At 61.5% G+C, this 23952-nt stretch carries 20 protein-coding genes and 5 pseudogenes; 5 read left to right on the top strand and 20 right to left on the bottom strand.

Annotated elements, in window-relative coordinates; genetic code table 11:
• Positions 1-175 (bottom strand): annotated as a pseudogene (locus NKH60_RS08480) (quinone oxidoreductase); the annotation flags it as partial.
• A 446-nt stretch (positions 176-621) separates the two neighbouring features.
• On the opposite strand from NKH60_RS08480, the gene NKH60_RS08475 reads away from it, so the two are divergent.
• Positions 622-1191: a VOC family protein gene (locus tag NKH60_RS08475; RefSeq protein WP_352871888.1), complete on the top strand. Its 570-nt coding sequence runs from the start codon at positions 622-624 to the stop codon at positions 1189-1191.
• On the opposite strand, the gene NKH60_RS08470 is transcribed toward NKH60_RS08475, so the two are convergent.
• From NKH60_RS08470 to otnK, 3 genes and pseudogenes are all read right to left on the bottom strand, one after another.
• Complete coding sequence (locus NKH60_RS08470; RefSeq protein WP_352871902.1) at positions 1188-1550, bottom strand: zinc-binding dehydrogenase; 363 nt, start codon at positions 1548-1550, stop codon at positions 1188-1190. The genes NKH60_RS08475 and NKH60_RS08470 overlap by 4 nt on opposite strands.
• 17 nt (positions 1551-1567) lie before the next feature.
• The gene (locus NKH60_RS08465; protein ID WP_352871887.1) at positions 1568-2248 is read right to left on the bottom strand and encodes an alcohol dehydrogenase catalytic domain-containing protein; all 681 of its coding nucleotides are present in this window, start codon (positions 2246-2248) and stop codon (positions 1568-1570) included.
• Positions 2249-2442: 194 nt separating this feature from the next.
• A pseudogene (gene otnK, locus NKH60_RS08460) lies at positions 2443-3644 on the bottom strand (3-oxo-tetronate kinase).
• Here otnK and NKH60_RS08455 point away from each other — a divergent pair.
• Together NKH60_RS08455 and NKH60_RS08450 are read left to right on the top strand one after the other, a co-directional pair.
• Positions 3597-4124 (top strand): annotated as a pseudogene (locus NKH60_RS08455) (glucoamylase family protein); the annotation flags it as partial. The pseudogenes otnK and NKH60_RS08455 overlap by 48 nt on opposite strands.
• Before the next feature lie 339 nt (positions 4125-4463).
• Positions 4464-4586, top strand: coding sequence for a hypothetical protein (locus NKH60_RS08450; protein ID WP_352871904.1), 123 nt, complete (start codon positions 4464-4466; stop codon positions 4584-4586).
• A gap of 38 nt (positions 4587-4624) precedes the next feature.
• On the opposite strand, the pseudogene NKH60_RS08445 reads toward NKH60_RS08450, so the two are convergent.
• The 8 genes and pseudogenes from NKH60_RS08445 to arcD form a co-directional block, all read right to left on the bottom strand.
• Positions 4625-4720, bottom strand: a pseudogene (locus NKH60_RS08445) (RES family NAD+ phosphorylase); the annotation flags it as partial.
• Complete coding sequence (locus NKH60_RS08440; protein WP_352871885.1) at positions 4717-5103, bottom strand: hypothetical protein; 387 nt, start codon at positions 5101-5103, stop codon at positions 4717-4719. The pseudogene NKH60_RS08445 and the gene NKH60_RS08440, both read right to left, overlap by 4 nt.
• A 294-nt stretch (positions 5104-5397) precedes the next feature.
• A pseudogene (locus NKH60_RS08435) lies at positions 5398-7163 on the bottom strand (adenylate/guanylate cyclase domain-containing protein).
• A 325-nt stretch (positions 7164-7488) separates the two neighbouring features.
• Positions 7489-8136 (bottom strand): helix-turn-helix domain-containing protein, encoded by a 648-nt coding sequence (locus NKH60_RS08430; protein ID WP_352871883.1) that lies wholly within the window; start codon positions 8134-8136, stop codon positions 7489-7491.
• 132 nt (positions 8137-8268) lie between these two features.
• Positions 8269-9192, bottom strand: a complete 924-nt coding sequence (arcC, locus tag NKH60_RS08425) for a carbamate kinase (protein WP_352871881.1) — start codon at positions 9190-9192, stop codon at positions 8269-8271.
• 1 nt (position 9193) lies between these two features.
• Complete coding sequence (gene argF, locus NKH60_RS08420; protein ID WP_352871879.1) at positions 9194-10195, bottom strand: ornithine carbamoyltransferase; 1002 nt, start codon at positions 10193-10195, stop codon at positions 9194-9196.
• Between the two features lie 17 nt (positions 10196-10212).
• Positions 10213-11421: an arginine deiminase gene (locus NKH60_RS08415; protein ID WP_352871877.1), complete on the bottom strand. Its 1209-nt coding sequence runs from the start codon at positions 11419-11421 to the stop codon at positions 10213-10215.
• 20 nt (positions 11422-11441) lie between these two features.
• Positions 11442-12908 carry an arginine-ornithine antiporter gene (gene arcD, locus NKH60_RS08410; RefSeq protein WP_352871875.1) on the bottom strand — a complete coding sequence of 489 codons (1467 nt, stop codon included), beginning with the start codon at positions 12906-12908 and terminating at the stop codon, positions 11442-11444.
• A gap of 303 nt (positions 12909-13211) precedes the next feature.
• Between arcD and NKH60_RS08405 the strand changes: the two genes are divergently transcribed.
• Positions 13212-13664 carry a pyridoxamine 5'-phosphate oxidase family protein gene (locus tag NKH60_RS08405; protein WP_352871873.1) on the top strand — a complete coding sequence of 151 codons (453 nt, stop codon included), beginning with the start codon at positions 13212-13214 and terminating at the stop codon, positions 13662-13664.
• Between the two features lie 161 nt (positions 13665-13825).
• On the opposite strand, the gene NKH60_RS08400 is transcribed toward NKH60_RS08405, so the two are convergent.
• From NKH60_RS08400 to NKH60_RS08375, 6 genes are all read right to left on the bottom strand, one after another.
• On the bottom strand, positions 13826-14416 hold the full coding sequence (locus NKH60_RS08400) for an NAD(P)H-dependent oxidoreductase (protein WP_352871871.1): 591 nt from the start codon (positions 14414-14416) through the stop codon (positions 13826-13828).
• 32 nt (positions 14417-14448) lie between these two features.
• Complete coding sequence (locus tag NKH60_RS08395; protein ID WP_352871869.1) at positions 14449-14835, bottom strand: hypothetical protein; 387 nt, start codon at positions 14833-14835, stop codon at positions 14449-14451.
• Positions 14836-14923: 88 nt separating this feature from the next.
• On the bottom strand, positions 14924-16174 hold the full coding sequence (locus NKH60_RS08390) for an MgtC/SapB family protein (RefSeq protein ID WP_352871867.1): 1251 nt from the start codon (positions 16172-16174) through the stop codon (positions 14924-14926).
• 13 nt (positions 16175-16187) lie between these two features.
• Positions 16188-16637, bottom strand: a complete 450-nt coding sequence (gene trxC / locus NKH60_RS08385; protein ID WP_352871865.1) for a thioredoxin TrxC — start codon at positions 16635-16637, stop codon at positions 16188-16190.
• Positions 16638-16665: 28 nt separating this feature from the next.
• Positions 16666-18519, bottom strand: a complete 1854-nt coding sequence (locus NKH60_RS08380; protein WP_352871864.1) for a heavy metal translocating P-type ATPase — start codon at positions 18517-18519, stop codon at positions 16666-16668.
• 31 nt (positions 18520-18550) lie between these two features.
• Entirely contained in the window at positions 18551-18937 is a 387-nt protein-coding gene (locus tag NKH60_RS08375; protein WP_352871862.1) for a DUF302 domain-containing protein, read from the bottom strand.
• A gap of 162 nt (positions 18938-19099) precedes the next feature.
• Here NKH60_RS08375 and NKH60_RS08370 point away from each other — a divergent pair, with 162 nt between their 5' ends.
• Positions 19100-21781, top strand: coding sequence for a bifunctional acetate--CoA ligase family protein/GNAT family N-acetyltransferase (locus NKH60_RS08370; RefSeq protein ID WP_352871860.1), 2682 nt, complete (start codon positions 19100-19102; stop codon positions 21779-21781).
• A gap of 17 nt (positions 21782-21798) precedes the next feature.
• Here NKH60_RS08370 and NKH60_RS08365 read toward each other — a convergent pair whose 3' ends face one another.
• Both NKH60_RS08365 and NKH60_RS08360 read right to left on the bottom strand, forming a co-directional pair.
• The gene (locus NKH60_RS08365) at positions 21799-23352 is read right to left on the bottom strand and encodes a bifunctional aminoglycoside phosphotransferase/ATP-binding protein (protein WP_352871858.1); all 1554 of its coding nucleotides are present in this window, start codon (positions 23350-23352) and stop codon (positions 21799-21801) included.
• Positions 23353-23405: 53 nt separating this feature from the next.
• Positions 23406-23804 (bottom strand): c-type cytochrome, encoded by a 399-nt coding sequence (locus tag NKH60_RS08360; protein WP_352871856.1) that lies wholly within the window; start codon positions 23802-23804, stop codon positions 23406-23408.
• Positions 23805-23952: the final 148 nt, after the last annotated feature.

Genomic DNA, 23952 nt, shown 5'->3' with positions numbered 1-23952 from the left:
CATGTGCCGCAGCGCCTGCGCGGATCTTAGTGTCGAGAGGATTGACGCCGCTCGCTCTGACCCTGACGAGAACCTCGCCGTCGCCAGGAACGGGCCGCGAGACTTCCGAGAGCCTGAAGGGCTGTTTGAACTGACCCAAGATCAGCGCATGCATGGTGTGAGTGGATTGGGACATTGACGTACTCCGTTGTTTGTTGACGGACTTACGTTGCCCCATTTAAAGCCGCTTGGAGATTAACGATACTGCACGACATCCAAACATAAATGTTTGGCCCGAGCGTTGGAGCAACCGGCCTTGCGGCGGACACGACGCATCGAAGTCCATCGCATCCTGATCGACGATCAGATCCTGCGTTGATCGGCCGCGGCGGGAACGGTCTGCATTCCCCAGAACAGAAGGCCGTAGGTGCCGCGTTTGTGAGAAGCCTGTCGGTTTGGCGATGCGGACGAGACGGCCGCCGCAGTTCTGTTCCTGCATTTTTAATATCGATTTCAAGAACTTACGTGGCGAGATCATCTTCAACGGCCCCGGACACGTCGCGCTGGTGAAGATGCCGGAAGCGTGGATCGGGCAACGCCCTGTTTCGAAAGTTCAAACCCAGCTTGGCTAGAGTTCGTGGCATGCTGAACGCCATTCACCCCGTCGCGTTCATCCGCACCGACTACGACCGGTCGCGACGATTCTACGTAGAACTCCTCGGCCTCGAGCTGATCCGGGAGGTTTATCGGGAGGAGCGGCAGACATGGAAGGCGAATCTGCGGATCGGGTCGGTCCAATTCTCCTTCCCTGCACCAGCGATGCGGCCGTCCCATCCAGAGGCGACAGGCCTGAGACATCTGGCATTTGCCGTGGCGAATCTTGATCCCGTGATTATGCGCCTGGAAGCCGCCGGCGTTGCCGTTGAGCCAATCCGGATCGACCCATATACGGACCAACGGTTTACCTTTTCAGCGACCCAGATGGATTGCCGCTGGAACTCTACGAAGCCCCATACGGAACGGTTCGCTTTCGCGACCACGTCAATGGAGGTGGGAACGGCACTCGGCAGATATAATCCGCCAACTCGGGTGCGTCACCAGGCTCCTTGTCACGGGCTAGAAGGCCGACCGCTCTGCGCCGCGAAGCAGTCGTTGAAACCATCAAGGCCGACGCCGGAGCCGGCCCGTCACGTTTCAAAGGCTCTGCTCTAGCTCGGCAATCCTTGTCGGGAGGCCAGCGAATTGCAGATCAGCACGAGCTTGCCTTTGACGTCTCCCTGACCGAGCACCTCCTGGGCGCGACGAGCCTCAGTCAAGGGCATCCGTTCGGCCACCATCGGCTTGATCTTCCCGTCGCGAAGCAGCTCGAGTAAGGCGCCGAGATCTTCGCGGAACCAAGCGAGCTTCCACCGTTTCAGATATTGTATGCTGTAAGGGAGTATGCGTCGTCGGCCTGGTGAAGCGAAAGCGCGGACCGCGTACCACGCAGGTCGCAATATCCCGCGAAGACGATAGCGTAAGCCCCCTGCCAGTTGGCCCTTCTGCAGAAATGAAGTGAAGCCATAGGCTATGACGCGGCCACCAGGCCTCAGAGTCCGAAACGAACGCCAGACATTGGCTTCGCCGACCCGTCGAAGACGACATCCACGCCGTCGTTTGTCAGGCGACGGATCTCTTTGACGAAGTCGGCCCGCTCGTAGTCGATCGGCGTGGCCCCGAGATCTGATACGATCTGATGAGCTGCAAGAGATGCAGTCCCATACATCTCCAGACCTGCCAGGCGGCCAAGTTGCAGCAGAGCCGTGCCCACTCCGCCGGCCGCGCCATGAATAAGGACCCGTTGTCCCGCTGAGGCATGCCCAAGGCGATGCATCATCTGATAGGCCGTAACGTAGTTCAGTACGAGGCAAACTGCCTCGGCGGGATCAATACCAGTTGAAACCGGAGTGAGTTCATCTTCCGGCAGGCAGATGAACTGGGCGTAGCCACCATGAATGGGCAGCGCCGCAACCATTTTACCAACCATCGCATGGGACGCTCCCTCTCCGGCCTCGTCCACGATGCCTACAATGTCCCATCCTGGCGTGAATGGCAGGGTCGTCTTTTCCGGATGAATCCCCTCCCGCATTAATAGCTCTGCGAAGGAGACGCCGGCGGCGATTGTTCGCACCCGCAGCTCACCTGATGCCGGATGGGGCGCGTCTTCCTCCACGATCTCCAGAACTTCAGGTCCGCCATGGTGGCGAACAACGACGCGCAGAGACTTCATGGCAGGCTCGGTCCAGTTTGGACTCCTCCACTGAGGCAAACTCAGACGAGAAGGTAGCGCACGCGGGTATGAAGCGACTTGCTCCAGATCAAACCCACCAGAAATCGATCGCCACCCACGAATAGCTGCTTATTCCCCTTGCAGATCTCGACACTCGATCTCTCTTCGTTGTTCGGGGCACGTGTTGCGGACCGTCATGGCGTAGATAGTCGTGGTCGAGCTGTGCCGGCCGCGAAACGCTCAGGCCATGAGGCGCAAGGCGCTGCAAAAAAGTCGTGGCCGCCGAAATTGCCCGATTTCAGGGCCAACACCATGTCGCCGTGATGACCGCCAATACTGTGCAAGACGGGCACGCCTGCAACGATTTCCTGCCCGACGTCAAATGCGGGAATGGCAAGCCGGTCGACCACCGCGCCGGATGTTTCTCCGCCAGCGACGATCAGTCGATGCACGCCCCGTTCCACCAGACCTTCGGCAATGGTCGCAAGGGACTGTTCAATCACTTGGCCGGCCGCGTCGCGTCCGTAGCGGGTTTGGAGCCTTGATACATCATCTGGATTCGAGCTGCTGGGTATGATGACGGGGGTTTGGGCCATCCGCTCGGCCGCCCAATCGAGGGCAAGCTGGGCCTCCATCTGCCCGGCCATGAGCTTTTCCGGATCGAGCCGCAGCACGGGCATGGTCTGCTCGGCTTTGGCTATCTGATCCAAAGTCGCCTGTGAACAGCTTCCGGCAAGAGCAGCTGCTGGTCCTGTGACCGGCTGGCGATCAACAGCGGTGCGCTGCTGGTGACGTACGATGCCGGCTGAGATCAGACCGCGGGCAAGACCCAATCCCAGGCCCGAGGCTCCGACCGACAATCGCTGACGAAGCGCCGCGGCGCCAATTGCTTCGAGGTCGCTTTCGAATACGGCGTCGGCAATGGCCGCTCCGTTCCCGTCGGAAGCCAGCTGTGCCAGCCGCTCCATGATCGCCTCCGCACCGCGCGTAACGATTGTGAGATCGACCAGTCCAACCGGCGCAGCACTTTGTCGAGACAGAACTCAGACCAGGTTGGCATCGTGCATGGGGTTGAGCGGATTATCCTTCAGTGGGCTTTCGTTGAGCGCGCCGCGCCGACGAAGAGATTGCCTTGATAAACGGTGCGGCCGGTCTGCGGAAAGGCGGGCGTCACCAGCACCGATGCTTCGCCGGCATCGGCGCGCAAGGAATCGAGCACCGGGCCGATGTTGCCCGAGTCAGTGGAATCGAAGGTCGAACAGATCTTGTACATGACATGATTGGCGCCGCGATCCCGGAGCCAATGATCGGAGACGCGAGCACGTTCGACCGCTTCAGATGTGGCGATCGACCGGATCTTCAATGGGCGCAGGACCAGGGCGAAACCGTCACCCATGGTTGGACACCGGAGCACGGATTCCTGAAGTATCGCTGGGAAGGCTATGACGAAGCGCTCTTGCTCTATGTCCTGGGACTGGGTTCGCCGACCCACCCCTTACCCAAGAGCAGCTACACGGCCTGGACCTCGACCTTCAGATGGGAGCACAGTTACGGCTACGACTACCTCTATGCGGGACCGCTGTTCATCCACCAGCTCTCCCACGTGTGGATCGATTTTCGCGGCATGCAGGATGCGTTCATGCGCAGCAAGGCAAGCGACTATTTCGAGAACAGCCGACGCGCCACCATCGTCCATCAACGTTACGCAGTCGAAAATCCGCGTGGATTTGAGGGCTATGGCGAACACTGCTGGGGCATCACCGCAAGCGAGGGCCCAGGCCCTTCCACGCTGAAGTTGAACGGCATCCAACGCCAGTTCGAGGGCTATGTCGCGCGCGGCGTGCCCTATGGTCCCGACGATGGCACGCTCGATCCATGCAGCGGCAGGTCGAATTCCTTCGAGCCTGGTTCGTTTGAGCAGCAGGGCATTGATGGCCACGAGAGCCGAGCTGCCCGACATTGCCAGCGCCGCAAGCTCGGGGCTCAGCAGGAATGGGTAGAACACGCCTGCCGCGATCGGAAAGGCGATGAGGTTATAGCCGACCGCCCACCACAGGGTTCTGGTGCATCTTGCGCAGCGTAGCGTGCGCGAGCGTCATCGCACCGACCACATCGTAGGGATCGCTCTTCATCAGCACGATGTCAGCGCTTTCAATGGCCAGATCGGTGCCTGCACCGATCGCAAACCCTCGAGCCACCTCCGGGCCTACCGGTCATGGCGACATTGCTGGCCGAGATCTACGAGCCAGACGGCGAGACGCGCCGCAAGGTCGCTGCAAAGATCGAAGCGGCGTTCCGCTCCGTGCCCTTCATCGCCTGGGTCGCACGCGACAGATAAAGTGCTTCGATGCCTGGCCGGTTGAAACGACCGCCGTCCATCGCTGCGCCTGCACCGCTGGTGGGCAGGAAAGGCCATTTGGGAGTCAGATAGCGATGGAAGATTTCGTCTGGACCGATGCGGGTGATCCTCACCCGCGCGCCCCATTCTCGAGATCCCGGATAAAGGCCAGAACCGCCTCGACCTGGCCGTTCACGATGAGCTCGGCTGCGGTACGATGGCCATAGTCGGCGATCGGTTCATTGCGGTACCAAAAGATCGCCTTGTTGACGTCGCCGGTGAGTTCCGTCGCCGCCGAGATCACTTTCACCATCTCGCGCATCCGGCCCTGCAGGCGCTCCGATGGGGGGTTGCGGAGCGTGTTGCGGTGGACACCGGTCAACTGGGCCAAGTTGGCCACCTTCACGCCCAGCGCCTGCGACAGGCGCTTCGGCGAGATATAAGGCGTGCGCGGCTCCTGCAGGCTATCGACAAAGCCTGAAATCACAGTGGAATGTGCGAGCTGTGCGTGGGCCATGACAAATCTGCGACCGCTCAATGCACAATATATGCACATTCCAATGCATAGTAAGTGAACAGAGGCCTGGCGCCTTCCAGCGCACCTGCTTGTCCGTCCTCATCCGGAGCGGTTGTTAGCTTTAGCGTGTCGTGAAACCGCGACCTTCAGAAAGGCGCCAACAATGCTGCTTTCAGGCAGTGGCAACATTCACCTCAATGGCCGATATAGGCGCATTGGTGCCGCGGTCGTTGATTCTCCGTTGTGCGAGTAGCTGCAGAAGGTTCGAGACCGGACACTCGCCCGGTTCAGTGATTACACCAGGCCGGCCTTGTGAAGCCCGTCCACCACTAGCTCGAAATCGTCTGGGTTCTTGTAGGGCAACACTTTGCGGCGGTGTTCCAGAGAATAATCAGGGTTGACGCGGAACAATTCCTGCCACTCATGTCGGGCTTCTTCGCAGCGCCCCAGATGGCCGTAGCTTGCCGCAAGGAGCACGCGTGAGACGTCGGTGTCAGGGTTACGAACAAGCCGCCGCTTAAGGATCCTGATTGCCTCTTCGTACCTGCCCAATTGGAACGTCGCTTGTGCCTGGAAGTGGAGGAAAATATCCGGATAATACGGGTTCAAGGCAATTCCCCGATCGAAGCACGCAAGCGCCTCCTCGGACCTCCCCGAATAGTGCAGCGCATTGCCGAGGCTTTCGTGCCCCTCAGCAAGATTTGGTGCGAGGGAGATCGCACGCTCGGCTTCGCGGATGGCCACGTCGTGCCGTCGCAAATACAGATTGATGATGCCCAGCGCCCAGTGCCCGTGAGGATATCGGTCGTCGAGCGCCACGGCCCTGGCCGCCGCCTCTTCCGCCCGCTCCAGAGACTTCGACGGCGAGGGGCTCCACCGGTTTATGTAGTCGAGCCCGTGTGCGAAGGCGAGGAACGCGTAGGCGGGAGCGAACTTCGGGTCCAGTTCGATGGCGCGTTGCAAAAGGTCCCGACCCTGGCTGTTTTGCGCTCTCGTGAACCGCCACAGCCGCTCTCGGCCATGCAGAAAGCAGTCATACGCTTCCAGGTTGTCCGTTTGTTCGGTCGCCAGCCGCTGCTGGTCGCGCTCCGTCAGGTTGAGCGCCAGCGCGCCGACGATCTGCTGCGTCACGTCGTCCTGCACGGCGAAGATGTCGGTCAGGTCGCGATCGAAACGCTCCGCCCACAGATGTCCGCCCGTGGTCGCGTCGATAAGCTGCGCAGTGATCCGTACCCTGTTGCCGGATTTGCGGACGCTGCCCTCCAGAACGTATTGCACGCCGAGGTTTCGGCCCACCTCCCGAACGTTCACGTTCCTGTCTTTGAAAGTGAAGGACGAATTGCGGGCGATCACGAACAGCTGCGACAGCTTTGAGAGAGACGTGATGATGTCTTCGGAAATTCCGTCGGCGAAATATTCCTGCTCGGGATCACCGCTCATGTTGGCGAAAGGCAGCACGGCTATCGATAATTTCGGCGGTGGCGCTGTCGAAGGTAGAGCCGCTGGAAATTGTGTAGTCACTGCAGCGTGAGCCGCGGTTCCGATTCGGAGCGAATAAACCCGGATCGGTTCGGCGATATTCTTGAGCTGTGTGTTGCCGAGATCGCTGACTGAGAGGTCAAGCCTCGCCTTGACTTGACGATAGGCGTCCTCGGACAGGCAGATCGCTCCTGGCGCAGCGACGCCCTCCAGACGCGAGGCGATGTTGACGCCGTCGCCCATCAGATCGCCGTCGCTTTCCTCGACCACGTCGCCCAAATGAATGCCGATCCGGAACTTATACGGCGGTCCTCCGGCACGCCGGCATTGCGCTCGACCATGCCGTTCTGCACTTCGAGGGCGCAGCGCACGGCGTCTACCACACTGCGGAACTCGACCAGTGCGCCATCGCCTGTGCGCTTGATCAGGCGTCCGTTGTGGACAGCGATGGTCGGGTCGATCAGGTCGCTGCGCAGTGCCCGCAACCTGGCCAAAGTACGGTCTTCATCCGCGTTCGCCAGCCGGCTGTACCCGACCACGTCGGCGGCCAGGATCGCGGCTAACTTGCGAGTCTCGCTCACAGGGGGGCATCTCCTCGTCTCCATAATAACAGGAAGACACGTGATTACTGAAGGCCCGCTTCTGATAATCCGAGCCTCGAAGCCAATCCGCTTCCGTGGCCCATGTCGCGCTCGACCTCCATCGCTGCACGGTTTTCACGGCTCTCGATCGACTCGATCGCTTTCAGACCAAGTTCCTCGGATAGTTCGCAATGTAGGCGAGCAGCTCTCCTACACGCCGCCGAGAAAGCGGAAGCGCAGGTCTTCAGGGTCCCATGAGTAAAGAACTCCGCCAGGATTGGTTCGTCTTCGGAGCGAGCAAGGCGAACCTTGAAGTGAAATCTGGTCATTCGATCATGTATTGAAGTGCCTCATGCTTGACGATCTCGATGTTGCGCAGGTTGAGCAGGCGGATGACGCCCTTGTCCTTCAGCCGGGTGAACACCCGTGAAACTGTCTCGATGGTGAGGCCGAGATAGTCGCCGATGTCCATACGCGACATTGGCAGTTCGACCTGCCGCAAGCCGCCTTGCCGCTCCGCCATGTCGAACAGGAAAGCGGCAACGCGTTCGATGGCGTTCTGACGGCCGAGGACCAGGAGGTGTTCCTGCGCGCGCGTTAGGCCCTTGAGCGCCAACGGCAACAACTGATGGGAGATGTCAGCTCCGGCAGCAAGGCGCAAGACGCGAACACCGGTACCATTGATCGCTTCGGCAAAGAAATGATGCGTCGTGCCAGCTTCAAAGCCGAATGTCTCTCCGGTGAGGTGAAAGGCGCTGATCTGCCGGCGACCGTCGGCAAGCAGGCGGTAGATGCGCACGGCGCCGAATTCGACCTGGTAGAAAGAACCTGCTTTCTCGCCTTGGGCATAAATCTCCGAGCCGGCAGGAAAGAAGCTAACGGGCTGTTGCGTTTCCCGGCCAAACGCCGCTGGCAGGCTTGGCTGGGCAGAATGCGATGGCAACGAAATTCTGGAGGCGGTGTAGGCCTGCATGGCTGTTTTCCCGGTTGATCCGTGACACAGCAATCGCGCGAATCCGTCGATCGCGAAATTCGGTTATGTCCCTACGGGGAACTACCTAGGACCAGCGCGCCGCGGGCGGACGTCCGGTTGAAAACGCCGACATCACGGGTGAAACGGTGCGCCGGTTTCGAACCACGTGCCGCGCTCGCCTTTGACAATTTTGACGGCGTCATCCAGCTCGCCGATTGCCGCGGGATTGCCGGTTGCTTCAGCAAATTCGATTGCCGCACGGACCTTGGGTCCCATCGAGCCCGCTGGAAAATTCCTCTCGGATATTTCACTGCGTGTCACCTGCCGAAGCGCCCGAGCAGTCGCTGTTCCGTAGTCGACATAGACGGCGTCAACATCGGTCAGCATCAGCAGCATGTCGGCCTTCAATTGACGCGCAAGAAGCGAGCTTGCCAGATCCTTGTCGATAACAGCCTCCACGCCGCAAAGGCTGCCATCTTCCCGGGCTACCACCGGAACCCCGCCGCCGCCGGTGCAGATGACGATCACCTCTCGTTCGACCAGGAACGAGATCACAGACGCTTCCAAGATCTCCAGCGGCTTGGGCGAGGGTACGACGCGGCGCCATTTGTCGCCATCGGGCGCGATCTGCCAGCCGCGTTCGTTGGCAAGCCTGTGTGCAGTTGCCTCATCGTAGACGGGGCCGATAGGCTTTGTTGGGTGAGCGAAAGCCGGATCGTGCGGATCGACCTTCACCTGCGTCAGCAGGGTCGCAAAAAGCCTCTTGTTGAGGAGATTGCCGAGTTCCTGTTCAATGACGTAGCCGATCATGCCGGCGGTTTCGGCGCCCAGAACGTCGAGTGGAAATGTACCTCCATCCGAAGTTGCCTCTGCCTGCAGGGCCAGGAGTCCCACCTGCGGGCCGTTGCCGTGCGTGATCACGATCGAGTGCCCTTCGCCGATCAGATCCGCCAACACAGCCGTGGCGCGCACGATGTTAGCGCGCTGGTTCCCGGCCGTCATCGGTTCTGCGCGACGCAGCAGTGCGTTTCCGCCGAGCGCAACGACAATAAGCATCTCAGGTGCCGATCGTGGCGACGAGTAGGGCCTTGATGGTGTGCATCCGGTTTTCGGCTTGGTCGAAGACGATCGACGCAGCCGACTCGAACACCTCGTCCGTGACCTCCATGCAGTCGATGCCATATTCTTTCGCGATGACCGCGCCGATCTCTGTATCGGTGTCGTGGAATGCGGGCAGGCAATGCATGAATTTGACGTGGGGGTTGCCGGCGGCAGCCATCACATCGCCCGTGACACGATAGGGCGTCAAAAGGCGAATGCGCTCGGCCCAGCCCGATTTGTCCTCACCCATCGACATCCAGACGTCGGTGTAGATGAAATCAGCGTCCTGGACACAGCCCCTCACGTCTTCGTCAAGGCGGAAGCGGCCGCCGCTGCGTCCCGCCGAGTCTCGGACGTGGGCGCAGAATTCCTCGTCCGGCCAAAGTTCCCTTGGCGAAGCGATGCGCATGTCGATGCCGACCTTGGCTGCTCCAAGTGCCAGCGACAGGGCGACATTATCCCGGCCCTCACCGACAAAGGTGACGGTCATATCGGAAAGGCGCTTGTGCGTGAATTCACGCATGGTCATGAGGTCGGCGAGGATCTGCGTCGGATGCGCCTCGTCGGTAAGACCATTGTAGACCGGCACGCCGGCATGCGTGGCGAGCAATTCAGCCTGGTGCTGGCCAAAGCCGCGATACTCGATCGCATCATACATGCGGCCGAGCACACGCGCTGTATCCTTCATGGATTCCTTGTGGCCGATATGGCTGCCGGTAGGGCCGAAATAGGTGACGTGCGCGCCCTGATCATAGGCCGCCACCTCGAATCCCGTCCGGGTGCGCGTCGAATCCTTTTCGAAGATCAGCGCGATGTTCTTTCTGACCAGACGCGGTATTTCGTGACCGGCGATCGTGGCGGCCTTGAGATCGGCGGCGAGCTTCAGCAGAAAGCGAATCTCGTCGGCCGTGAGATCGTCCAGGGTGAGTACGGAGCGGCCATGAAGATTGATCGACATGCGGATTTCCTTTCGGGTCAAATCGGATCGCGGACAACCGGACAGGTCATGCAGTGACCGCCACCTCGCCCGCGGCTGAGTTCAGCGCCTTCGACCGTGATCACTTCAATTCCGGCACGGCGCAGAAGTGTGTTGGTGTAGACATTGCGGTCGTAGCCGATGACCACGCCGGGCTCGACCGCAACAACATTGTTGCCGTCATCCCATTGCTCACGCTCGGCCTCGTAGCGGTCGCCACCGGTGGCGATGATCCGCAGCGACGTCAGTCCAAGGGCTTCAGCAACCACGGTCGTGAAGGGTTTCTTCTCATCAGTGACCTCGACTGCTGCAGCCCCATCGCCCGGCCGGAGCGAGAAGGTGCGCAAGCGGTCGACCACCGGCGGATACAGGGTGACCAGGTCGCGATCGCAGAAAGTGAAGACGGTATCGAGATGCATGAAACTGCGGTCACGCGGCATTAAGGCGGCAATCACGCGCGTCACCTCACCGGCCGCGAACAGGTTGCGCGCGAGGTCGCCCACGGCTTGCGGCGTCGTGCGCTCTCCCATGCCGACGAGTACCGTTCCGCCGCCGATCGGCATGACATCGCCGCCTTCCAGGCTGGTGCCCAAATCCGGCGAGACAAAGGGGACGCCACTGTCGCGAAAGCGGGGATGGAAGCGGTAGACGGCTTCAACATTGGCCGCTTCCGGGCGTCTGGCGGGCCAGTACATGGAATTGACGGACACCGACGCGTAGACCCAGCAGGAACTGTCGCGAGTGAACAGCTGGTTTGGCAGCGGCGGCAGCACGAAATCCTGGGGGGCGAGCGTCCTTCCGGTCAGGCCTTTGGGCTCGAAAGGAAGCTCCGCCCTGGCAATGCCGCCGACAAGGTAAGACGAAAGCAGCTCTGACGGCATCTCGTTGAGACATCCGCGCAACTCGTCGACCATGTCGAGCCCGACGACGCCGGTATGGACCCGGCGGTCGAGAAGCCAGTCGCGGGCCTTGCTCAGGCTCATTGTCTCAGCCAGGAGCTCCCCGAAGGAATGCACCAGCACGCCGCGTTCGCGCAGCGCGTCGACGAAGACATCGTGCTCCTGACGCGCGCGCTTGACCCACAGCACATCGTCGAAAAGCAACGCCTTGCAGTTCTCCGGCGTCAACCTGCGCAGGCTGAGGTCTGGACGATGCACCATCACCTCGCGCAGACGGCCGACTTCGGAGTGGACACCCAGGCTTGTCATCGCGCCATTCCTCTCAAAGCTCAAAGCGGGCTGACGGCGCCGGTCCACATCTCGTAGACGGCGAGAATGGCGACGGCGATGAGTGCTGCCGCAAGTGCGGCTTCGACAGGATGGAACACGCGCTGGTTGGTTTCGCGGCGCGCCCATATGTAGAAGATGATGCCGGGCGCATAGAGGATCGCGCACATGAACAGGTATGCCGGCCCCGCCGCGTATACGAGCCACAGCCCGTAGACCGTTGCCAGAAAACCGGCAAAAAGGGGACCGACGCGCTGCTCGCCACTGTCGTAGCTCTCTCCGGTCAGCGCGAGCTTGGCCGCGTAGGCCCCGGAAAAGATGTAAGGAACCAGGATTGCGGCTGACGCGATATAGAACAGTGCCTGGTAGGTGCTTTGGGCGAAGAGCGTGATCACCAGGAAAGCCTGGACGAGCAGGTTGGTGATCAAAAGCGAGGTCGACGGCACGCCGCGTCCGCTTTCCCAGCCGAAGAATTTCGGCATCGTACCGTCCTTGGCAGCGACATGCGGAATTTCGGCCGCAAGCAGCGTCCAGCTCAGGAAGGCGCCGATCACGGACACGACCAGCGCAATGTTGATCAGGATGGCGCCCCAGGGACCGACAACCGCCTCCAGCACGCCGGCCATGGACGGGTTCTTCAGCGCGGCAAGCTCAGGCTGGCTGAGGATGCCGAGCGACAGCAGCGACACCAGGGCGTAGAGCGCGAGGCAGGTGAAGAAGCCGAGAACTGTCGCCGTGGCGATATCCTTGCGGCGCTCGGCACGTCCGGAAAATACGCTGGCGCCCTCGATGCCGATGAACACCCACAGGGTCACCAGCATCGTGCTTTTCACCTGCGCGGTGATCGAGCCGAGACTGGCGTTGCCCAGACCGGTGAAGTCTAGGGACCAGACCTGCAGTTTGAAGGCGACGACAACAACTCCGACGAACAGCACGATCGGAGCGATCTTTGCCACCGTGACGATGAGGTTCACGACGGTGGCCTGACGAATGCCGGCGAGCACCAGGATGTGGATGAGCCACAGCAGGATCGATGCACCGAGCACCGCCTGCCAGGTGTTTCCGTCGCCGAAGGCCGGGAAGAAATAGGAGAGGGCGCTGAATACGATCACCGCGTAGGAGACGTTGCCGACCCAGGCGCTGATCCAGTAACCCCAGGCGCTGTTGAAGCCGATGAAGGGACCGAAGCCGGCCTTGGCATAAGCGTAGGGCCCGGCGTCGAGCTCTGGCTTGCGGGTGGCGAGCGATTGATAGACGAAGACCAGCGCCAGCATGCCGACCGCGGTGATCGCCCAGCCAATCAGGATGGCGAGAGGACCAGCGCCTGCCGCAATGTTCTGCGGCAGGCTGAACACGCCGGAGCCGACCATCGAGCCGATCACCAGTGCGGTCAGGGAACCCAGTCGAAGCTTCGTTGACGTCGCGTTTGCGACTTTCCGAACAGGAATGTTGATATCAGCCGCAGTCATGGTGCTCTCCCAGATTTGAAGGCTCTGATGGGAGGCAGTGAACAGGAAAAAAGGGCCTGCAGCTTTGACGCGGGTCAAATCTATTTACGGAGCAGCGAATGGTGGGTCCGAATCCAATCACACCGAACGACCGAGTTCCAGCCTTTGCGATCGTTCGGTTGCGCGCGTCGGATGACGCGATCTGGCCCGGACCAGCCATTGCGGCCGAGACGCGTTTGCCGGCTATTTGCGTTGATGTGGGTCAATGCCAGGTGACTACGGCCCTACTATCGTCACGGTCAGCAATGAGTTTGGAGACAACCGATGGACGAAGAGGTCAGAAATAAGATCCTGACGCTGTTGGATCAGCACCGGATCATGACAATTGCAACGCTGAGGCAGGACGGCTGGCCACAGGCGACGAGCGTCGGCTACGTGAACGAAGGCCTTATCCTCTACTTCCTCTGCGGTCTGGATAGCCAGAAGGCGGCGAATCTAGCGCGAGATAATCGCGTGTCCTTGACCATCGATCACGACACGCCTCAGGTGATGGAAATCACCGGACTTTCCATGGCGGCGCGCACGCAGCCGGTGGTAGACCGGGCCGAAGCAGAAAAGGTCCTGCGGATGCTGCCGCTGAAGTATCCGGAGCAAGTCTTGCTCCCAGGCCCGATGCCGACTCCGGAGCAGGTCCGCATATTCCGCGTGATGCCTACAGTCATCTCCGTGCTAGACTATTCCAAGGGGTTTGGCCACACCGATCTCGTCACCTGCTGAGCGCTCTCCTTGCCAAGACAACCTTTGGGTTATGCGGGAGCGAGGCCGCCAAATCGCCGGCCAGGTTTGTGCATTCATATCTGGCGGCTGGCATATCGGCGGATGACCGCCAGCGGCGCAACGTGCTCGTTCCGGCAGATGAGCCGAACGGCAATATTCACCTAAAGCGCTCGCTGGCCGAGTTTGCTCATCTGGCTGATCCACTTCTCGCGGCTTGCATCGCTGGCGCCGGCGACCATGCCGAACAAGGTCTCGCGCACCGGACTGATGCCGACAAAATGCAGGATGTTTCGCCGCATGCCGGCGATGCCGTGTCCGAGGAACCATAGGCGGTAGAGAACTGAGGGCATGCCCATCGTCACCACGACGCGCGCAGAGCGACCGCGAAGCAGTGTCTTGGTGAAACCGCCGCCCTTGTCCGGGTAGGCGAAAGCCGTCCCCGGCCGCATCACCTGTTCCAGAAATGCCTTGAGCATGGCTGGCATGGTTCCGAGCCAGAGCGGAAAGACAAAGACGATATGCTCAGCCCAGACGATCGCTTCGGCGGCATCCTTTAGGCTGTCGGGGATGGCGCCGTGCTCGAACTCTTGCATCGTTTGCAGGAGCGGAAAATTGAGCACCGCCAGATCGACCCGGCGGACGGCGTGCCCTGCCTTTTCCGCACCCTCACCATAGGCGTTGGCAAGACCGCGGCAGAGCCGATCCGGGGACGGGTCGGGATGGCCGACCACAATGAGGATGCGTCGTGGCATGCGTTACCCCGTTGCGGTATCATCTTGAAGCGCTAAGGCCGTTCAACCCGTGCCACCTGATAGGTGTGCATGGCGCCGTTGCGCTCGATCGATACATATTCGCCGGTCACGAAGCGTTCGTCGCCAAGATGAAAGCCTATCTCATCGTCGCGGTCGCCTTCGGCATAGTCGAAATACCACTGTCCGCCAGGCTTGCGCCTCAGCCGGCCGATCAGGTCTTCCTCGCCATTGCGAAACCGGCGAACACGGCACGATGACCTGTGGGACTTCCACTCATCGGCATCGATCCGGCCTTCGCCGGTCAATGGAGCGAGCACGTCATAGCCCTCCTCGCGATCACCTTCCGGGTGGCCTTTTTCGCGGGCCAGCAGCAGCCGGACATGGCGGAATTTCGGGGTAAGGTCCTTCAAACTGGTCATGGCGAACTCCCTTCTCGGAGTTCCATAGAGCGGTGGCAGGGCTTGGCCCTTGATCCGCATCAAAGAAGGCTTGAGAACCGCGTTTCTATCAAGGGCTGAGCAACAGCATGGCGCAGGTGCCAATGGCCGCAGCGACCAAGGTTGCGCCGGCCAGCGGCAACCAGAACCTGATCGGACCAGCAAATACCGCCAGTGACAGGCGGCCGATCGCATTTGCCGCCAGCGCCGCCAGTACCGCCTGACCGATAGTCTCGACAGGGACCGAATGCTTGACCAGCCGCAAGGCACTGAGCACCGAGACATCGACGTCGAACGTGCCTGCCAGCGCCGAGGTCGCCAGCAAGCCACGGCCGCCGAATTGAGCTGCCAGTGCAGCGCTCGCGGTCGCCACAACCGCGAAGAGCAGTGCGAATAGCAGCAGTGGACCCAATTCGAATGGGTTGCGCGCGATAGCGCTACCTTCGCCATTTTCGCTGTCGCGAGCGAGCAGCAATGCTCCGCAGGCAGCGAAGGCGAGCGCCGCGGCAATCGCCGGAATGCCGGCCGAAGCGAATACGCTTGGCTCGATCATCAGAATCACGGCGCAGACGCGGAGCACCGAAACCATGGCCGCCAGCGAAGCCGCCCCGGCAAGCGGCAGAGGGTTGCTTGCCGACATGGCGTTGCGGGCAAGCGCCATGGTTACGGCGGTGGAAGAAACGATCGCACCGGAGAGCGAACTGACCAGCAGACCACGCGTGGTTCCCAGCACGCGAACGGCGACATAGCCGGCGAACGATATCGACGCCATCAGCACCGTCAGGAACCAGACTTCCCAGGGATTGAAACCGCCCCACGGGTCCATCGTCCGGTTTGGCAGCAAGGGCAAGATGATCGCCGTCATCACTGCCAGGATCAGCGCGGAACGAAGTTCGACCCAGGTCAGTCGCTTCAAAAGACCGTGCAGGACCTCGCGGCTGGCCAGGATTGCCGCCAATGCCGCCCCACCGGCAGCAGCCGCTCGATAATCACCGGCGACGGAAAGCGCGCCGAGTGCGAAAACGCCGAGGCCAGCGATCACGCCTGTAACGCTGAAATCCTCGTCATGGGCAGCCTCGCGCGCCTTGTACCAGGCGAAGACAGCGGCAAAAGCGATGAGTCCGCCGACCAGCACCGATACCGCATCGAGCGCTTCGGCGAGTGCGGCCAGAATGCCGCCGAGCAGGCCGGATATGCCGAACGTGCGAATGCCAGCCGTGCGGCTGCGATCAGGTGCATCCCGCTCTTGCCAGCCACGCTCCAAGCCGACGAGCAGGCCAATTGCCAGGGCCAGTCCGAACCGGGCGATGAGCTGATCCATTTGTTGGCGACTTTCAGGCGGCGACCGTCGGCAGCCGGTCGCGAACCCACCTGACGATCTGGCCCGCCGTCATTGCGCCTGATGTGCGCGCGATTTCGCGCCCACCGCGAAAGAGGATCATGGTCGGGATGCCGCGAATGCCGAGCCTGGCCGCAACGGCCTGCTCATTGTCGGAATTGAGTTTGATCAGACGAACATGCGGCTCCAGTTCACTTGCTGCTGCTTCATAGGCTGGACCCATCATCTTGCAGGGGCCGCACCACGGTGCCCAGACGTCGACGACAACTGGGAGACTGCTGCGCGCGATCTGATGATCGAAAATCGCGGCATCGACGTCTTCCGGATGACCCGAAAACAGCCTATTCCCGCACTTCCCGCATTTCGCCTCCATGGCATTGCGGCTCGGCGGCAGGCGGTTGACCCCACCACATTTGCTGCAAACCACCAGATGCTGCTGTGCCATGGCCATTCACCGATTTTGCTCTCGACCACTATGCGCGCCACAGATGTCCATCGCCAAGGGTGCGCAACGCGTTCAGGATAACCGCCACGTCAATCCCTTCCTGAAGCAGCGCTCCGGCAACCGGGGTGATCTGCCCCATGGCAGCCGCGATCATTGCCAGCCCCGACAGCGCCAGCCCGGCGATGATGCTTTGCAAGGCAATCGCCCGCGTTCGCCGCGCAATCCGAACTGCATCGGCGACGGGCTGCAGCCTGTCGGTCAGCACGATGACGTCCCCCGCCTCGGAGGAGGCGGTTGCACCGCGAGCGCCCATGGCGACACCGACCGTTGCCGCCGCCAGCGCAGGGGCGTCGTTGATGCCATCGCCGACCATCATTGTCGGCGCCAAAGCTTTCTCGGCCTCGATCGTCGCGACTTTTTCGGCAGGCGTCGCATCGGCGACATTGGCGTCGAGGTCGAGCTGGGCGGAGATGCGCCTGGCCGCCACGCCGTCGTCGCCTGTGAGCATAATCATGCGCGCAATGCCAGCTGAGCGCAGCTTGCCGAGTGCATCATGCGCATCAACACGCAAGGCGTCGCCGAACGTGAAAACACCGGCAAGCCGTCCGCCGAGTGCTACAAAAACCCTGAGCACCGGCTCGTCCCGGTATTTTTCTTCGCCGCTTTTCGCCCAGCCGGGCAGCGGCTTGTTGGCGAGCACGAGAGCCCGCGATCCCGCCGCGATCGACATGTTTTCGATCTGGCCCTGCAGGCCCGCACCGCGATATTCGCGGACATCATGCGGATGCGAAAGCGTCAGCTGCCTGCCGCGCGCCGCCCGGATAATCGAGTCGGCAAGCACATGGTGCGAGGCCTGTTCCAGGGATGCCAACAGTTGCAGCAATTGGTTCGCTTCACGGCCGGGTGCGGCTTCGATTTCGATGAGCTCGGCGCCGCCGATGGTCAAGGTTCCAGTCTTGTCGAAGATCGCGGTTCGAACCTGCGCGAGGGCTTCCAGCGCCGTCGAGCCTTTCATCAGGATGCCGGCACGCGCGGCGCGGGACACGCCGCCGATGAAGGCAACCGGTGCCGCAAGAATGAGCGGGCAAGGTGTCGCGACCACCAGCACGGCCAGCGCCCGGATTGGATCGCCGGAGATGTACCAGGCGGCACCGGAAACCAGCAAAGTGGCTGGCAGCAGGAGCAGGGCAAAGCGGTCGGCCATGCGAATGAACGGGGATTTCGCCGTCTGCGCTGCAGCCACCATGCGCACGATCGCGGCATAGGTGCTCTGTTCTGCCAAGGCAGAAGCCTGCATGCTGAAGGTCTCGCCCGCGTTGATGGTGCCGCTTCGCAGCATATCGCCCGCTGTCCGCCGTTCCGGCAGCGGCTCACCGGTCACCGCCGACTCGTCGAGCGAGGCCGAAGCATCGAGCAGGATGCCGTCGACGGGAAGCAGTTCGCCGGCCCGGACCAGGAGGTTGTCGCCGACGGCCACTTCTTCCGCGGGGATCCTTTCTGTTCCATGTGTCGACTTGCGGTGTGCGACACGAGGTGACCGGTCGGTCAATGCCTTGAGGTTGCGTTCCGCGCGGCCGCGGGCGAAATCCTCAAGCACCGTGCCGCCGGCATACATGATCGCGACCACTACTGCCGCCAGGGGTTGACCGAGCAGCAGTGCGGCGGACATCGACACCAAGGCAATCGCATCGACACCGAAGCGGCCTATCCAGAAATCACGCAGAATGGAGATGGCGAGAGCCGCCACCACGGGCACGGTCGCCACCGCCCAGATCGTGTCGGCTTCAAGGGGGCCGAGCCCCGTTCGCCAGGCTCCGATTCCAACGGCGAGGCCCGAGATGGCAATGACCAGCAATGCGCGCCGTAGAGCCGACTCGTTCACACAATGTCCCACAACCTTGATGGCCCTCGCGCTAGAGTTCGTGGACCATCTCCTCGAGCAGGCGCCGCACGTCGCTCGCGACCTGCGCAAGCTCGCGATTGCCGATAGCGCCCATTGAAGCGACCGGATCCACCGCTGCGACCTCTATCTTTCCTGGTCCGACCTCCGTGACGATTACGTTGCAAGGCAGCATGGTTCCGATCTTGTCCTCGACCTGAAGTGCGCGCCACGCGAAGTGCGGATTGCATGCGCCCAGGATAACATAGGGCCTGAACTCTGCGCCAAGCTTGGCCTTCATGGTCTGCTGAACATCGATCGAGGTCAGAACGCCAAAACCCTTGCCTGCGAGCTTGTTGGTCACGTGGTTGATTGCCGCTGTAAACGGCATGGCGATGGTCTTGCTGAAATAGTAGCTCATCCAACTCTCCAATCATTGATCGCAACCGCTCGTCACCACTCCGCAAGCCGTTGTCTCGAACTTGTGCAATAGCTAATCGCCATACCCGGAGAACGCTTTGATCCAACGCAACGAACGGGCAAGATCGACTGGCGACTATCGCCGCGAACCGGAGGCACAGGGGTGACGATCCGAAATCTTGAGTTTGCGTTTGCCCCGAGGTCGGTTGCCGTCTTTGGTGCGTCGGTACGTGACGGCGCCGTCGGCCGTGTCGTCTTCGATAACATCGTCAACGGCGGCTTCGAGGGCGAGATCTGGCCGGTAAACCCGAAATATTCGCAAGTGGTTGGTCGACGCTGCTACGCGAAGGCGGCCGACCTGCCAGGCATACCTGACCTCGGTGTCATCGTGACGCCGCCGGACACGGTTCCGGGCATCGTGCGCGACCTCGCTGACAAGGGCACGCGGGCGGCGGTCGTCATCACCGCCGGGCTTACGCGCGAGAACGGATTGCGTCAGGCCACGCTCGACGCTGCCAAGCCCACTCTTTTCCGCATCATCGGGCCGAACGCGGTCGGGTTGATGATCCCGCCACTAAGGCTCAATGCCGGATTTGCGCATGTGGCCGCCAAGCCTGGCAACATCGCGCTGCTGTCGCAATCCGGCGCCATTGCCACATCGCTGATCGATTGGGCGGCTGACAACAATGTCGGCTTCTCGCAGATCGTCTCCCTGGGTGACATGGCAGATGTCGACGTGGGAGATTGTCTCGACATGCTGGCGGGCGACATGCACACGCGCGCCATCGTGATGTATCTAGAAACAATTCCCAATCCGCGCAAGTTCATCTCGGCCGCCCGTGCGGCGGCACGGGTCAAGCCGGTGATCGCGATCAAGTCGGGTCGGCACGAGCAATCTGCCAAAGCGGCCGCGACCCACACCGGCGCGCTTTCGGGGGCTGACCGTGTCGTCGATGCGGCATTGCTGCGTGCAGGCATCCTGCGCGTCAAAGGCCTGACCGAGCTGTTTGATGCCGCTGAAACGATCGCCCGCTTCACCCCCCTCAAACGAGCCCGCGTCGGCATCGTCACCAATGGCGGCGGGGCAGGGGTATTGGCCATCGATCAGCTCATCGACTGCCAAGGGGAATTGGCAGCGCTTTCACCGGCCACCATCGAACGCCTGGACGCCGTGTTGCCGCCGACATGGTCGCACGGCAATCCGGTCGACATCATCGGTGACGCGCCGCCGGAGCGCTACAGGGCCGCCGTCGAAACCGTGGCGGCCGACCCCGGAACGGACGTCGTCCTGGTGATGAATTGTCCAACGGGGCTGAGTTCGCCGCTTGCCGCGGCAAGTGCTGTGGCGGACCTCGCAAGAGAAGGAATGATAAGCGGCAAACCGATCCTGACCTGCTGGCTCGGTGAACACACGGCACGCGCCGGGCGGCAAATCCTACAGGATGCCGGCATTGCCAGTTTCGCAACGCCGGCTGACGCGGCAACCGCCGTCTCCTACCTGAGCGAATGGTCGCGAGCCCAGCGGGCATTGATGCGCACACCGTCGAGCCGCAGCGAGGACATAACGAGCGATCGGGAGGCCGTGCTTGCCATATTCAGGCAGGTCTCGAAGGAGGGGCGGCGAATGCTGACCGAGCCCGAAGCCAAGGCAGCAATTTCCGCCTACGGCATCCCGGTGCCCGAGACGGTCGTCGCCAGATCTCCTGCCGAAGCGGAATTGGCAGCCGTGCGGCTCCTAAAAACGTCTGAACGGGTCGTCGTCAAGCTGCTGTCCAAGGCCATCTCGCACAAGTCGGACATTGGCGGGGTGGTGCTTGGCATTGCCAACGCCGCCGTTGCTGGGGAGGCCGCACGCGCAATCGAAGCGCGTGTGCGCAAACACGCACCGCAAGCCGATATTGAAGGCTTTGCAGTTCAGCCGATGGTGGTGCGAAAACAGGCGCAGGAACTTATCCTCGGCATGAGCCGGGATCCGATCTTCGGGCCGGCAATCCTATTTGGAGCGGGCGGCGTTGCGGTCGAGGTGATGGACGACACGGCGATCGCTTTGCCGCCGCTCGACGATGTGCTTGCCGGTGACCTGATCGGGCAAACGCGGATCGGCCGCCTGCTGGCTGGGTTCCGAGACCGCAAGCCGGCCGATCGTGGTGCAATCGTCGCGGCGCTCAACGGGCTGTCGCAGCTGATCGTCGACTTTCCGTGCCTGGTCGCCATGGACATCAATCTGCTGCTGGCCGACGCCGCGGGCGTGATTGCGCTCGACGCCCGCATCGAGATCGAGCCGGAACGTGTGGAGGAGGCGGGGCCGAACCCCGCACTTGCCATCAGGCCCTATCCGTCGGGCTGGGAAAAGGCGTTTTCGGGAGGCGGCACGCACTATCACATCCGGCCGATCAAGCCAGCCGACATCGCGCTCTATCCCGAATTCCTTGCCAGGATTTCGCCTGATGATCTGCGCCTGCGTTTTCTGTCGCCGCGTAAAAGCTTCTCCGACCAGATGTTGAAGCGGCTCACCCAGCTCGACTACGACCGCAACATGGCTTTCGTCGCTCTGGAGACGAGCACTGGATTGCTGGCAGCTATCAGCCGCCTGTCTTGCGATCCGGACCACGCTGTCGCCGAATACGCCTTGCTGGTTCGTACGGATCTGCAAGGTCACGGTCTGGGTTGGGAATTGCTCAAGCAAATCGTAGATTATGCAAAGGCCGATGGGATCGGCCGGATCGAAGGCATTGTGCTCAGCGAAAACATCAAGATGCTGGCCATGTGCCGCGAATTTGGCTTTTCGGTAAGGCATCATCCGAGCGAACCAGGCCTTGTCGAGGCAATACTCGATCTGCGTTGAGGTCGATCACCTTGCCGTCAGGAGGCTGTGCGCAGGGTTTCGGCGGCATCGCTATCGGAAACCCTTCTCAGCTCTGCGACGATGTCGGCAAGCTTCCGATCAGTCTTGACCCTGCGCCAGGTAGGTTGGGTGGCATTTCGCTGCAACTGTCGCGACAGGATATCTATGGTGGCGTCGGAAGGACCACCCTTGCGCTCGCGGACCCGTTGCCAGAGAACAAGCGGATCCGCTTCCAGCCAGAACCCGGCGACAGCCACGCCCCTGTCACTCGCCGCCTTCTCGATCCGATCGCGATCGGCAGGCCTGTCAAACACGGCATCAGCAACAACCGATCCACCCTCCGCGAGGATCAGGCCGGCTCGCCACGCCATTTCGCGGTAGACGCGGGCTGAGATTTCCGGCCGATAGGCTTTGTCCGGCAGCCGCGTTTCGGCAGGCACTCCATGCATGGCTTTGCGGATGCGGTCGCTTTCGACAATGCGGGCGCCGGGAGGCGCTCCGACATGGGCGGCGAGCGCCTCGGCGACGGTTGTCTTGCCGGTTCCACTGAAGCCGCCGATGGCAACAAGCCGCGGCGATGTTTCCTGGAGAAATGTTTGGGCAAGGCCAAAATAGGATCTGGCCTCGGCAGTCAACTTGTCGGAATCGGCACTGCCTTCCTCGACTTGCGTTGCCGTGACATGAGCGCGCACAGCAGACCGCACCGCCATGAAAAAGGGCAGCAGGACGAACCCGTCCTCATCGTCGGCTTCGTCGAGATAGCGGTTCATCACAACATTGGCGAGCTGCGGAAACCCGCGATGCCAAAGGTCCATCAGCAAGAAGGCAAGATCATAGAGGACGTCGACAGTTGCGATCTGGTCGTTGAATTCGATGCAATCGAAGAGGCGGGGCTCGCCGTCGAAAAGGCAGATGTTGCGCAGGTGCAGATCGCCATGGCACCGACGGATCTTGCCTGCGGCTTCGCGACGATCTAGCAATCCGGAATGGCGGGCAAGAGCGGTGCGGAAGGCCACGGCAAAGGCCTTGCTCTCTCCTTTTGTGAAAACATGGCTGGTGGCAAAGCCGGCCTCGTTGATGTCGAGCACGCCCGCCATGTTGGACGACCCGCTGCCATTATGGACCGCCGCCGCGGCACGGTGATATCCCACGATCACGCGTGCTACGGCGGTCATCAGCGCTGGCGTCAGGTCTCCGGCGGTCGCCATCCGATCGAGGACGTTCGACTGATCGAAGCGAACCATCTCGACCGCCGCATCTACCAGTCGGCCAGTGCCGTCGAAAGTCAGTTTGCCATTTGCTTCGCCTGTAATGTGACGCACACCCAGATAGAGGCCGGGCGCGGTCTTGGAGTTGAGTTGCACCTCTTTTTTGCAAGCTGCCAGCCTCAGTGCCGGCGTCGAGAAATCGACATAAGGCAGCTTGACCGCCCGCTTCATCTTGTAGGCGCGTTCGCCAGTCAGAAAAATGCGCGAAATGTGGGTCTCGATCGCCTCGACCGGTCCGGTCGCGCCATATGAGGCAGAATCAAGCAGGAACGCGGTAACGGATTGCTGGTCGTCAACAACCATGGCCGGCCTCCTCGATGCCTGTGTCTTGCGGAGACTGTTTCCGCAATCTGCTTTCATTGCTGTAACGTTTCGAGATAACCGGCCAAATCATGGATCCGTTCCCTGGTGACGATTTCGCCTGCATTCGGGCCGTATTTCTTCACGTCACCGGGAAGGAATTGCTGGCCCCAGACCGGCATGTCGCGATCGCCATGCTCCGGCACCATGGCGCGGCCGTCGATCACGGCAAAGACGCGCCAATAGGGGAATTCACCGCCATTCCGCCTGGAAAGGCGCGTCAGGTCGCTCGGCGGCTTCAACAGCTCGTCGCCCAACGGCCCATCGCCCCTGCCTTCAGGGCCGTGGCAGAGGGCGCATGACTTCATGTATTCCGCCTTGCCGTCGCCGAGTTCCTGGGCGGTGGCCGCATCAAAAGCGAATCCTGCCAGAGCCGCCGCGATCAGGAATTTCATCTTCGTTTCCCCGATTGATCGACTGAACCTACAGCCTTGGCTCGCGCGCACGTTGATGCGGATCAAACGCCGCCGCAGTCACGGTGTTTGATTCAGCGCAATGAACGCGCCGGCTGCACTCGTTAATGACTGAAACCACGACTGATCC

The sequence above is a fragment of the Mesorhizobium sp. M1006 genome (assembly GCF_040318825.1).
Classification (GTDB): Bacteria; Pseudomonadota; Alphaproteobacteria; order Rhizobiales; family Rhizobiaceae; genus Mesorhizobium.
Note: the sequence above shows the minus strand (reverse complement) of the source record. Positions and strands in the feature narration are given on the sequence as shown.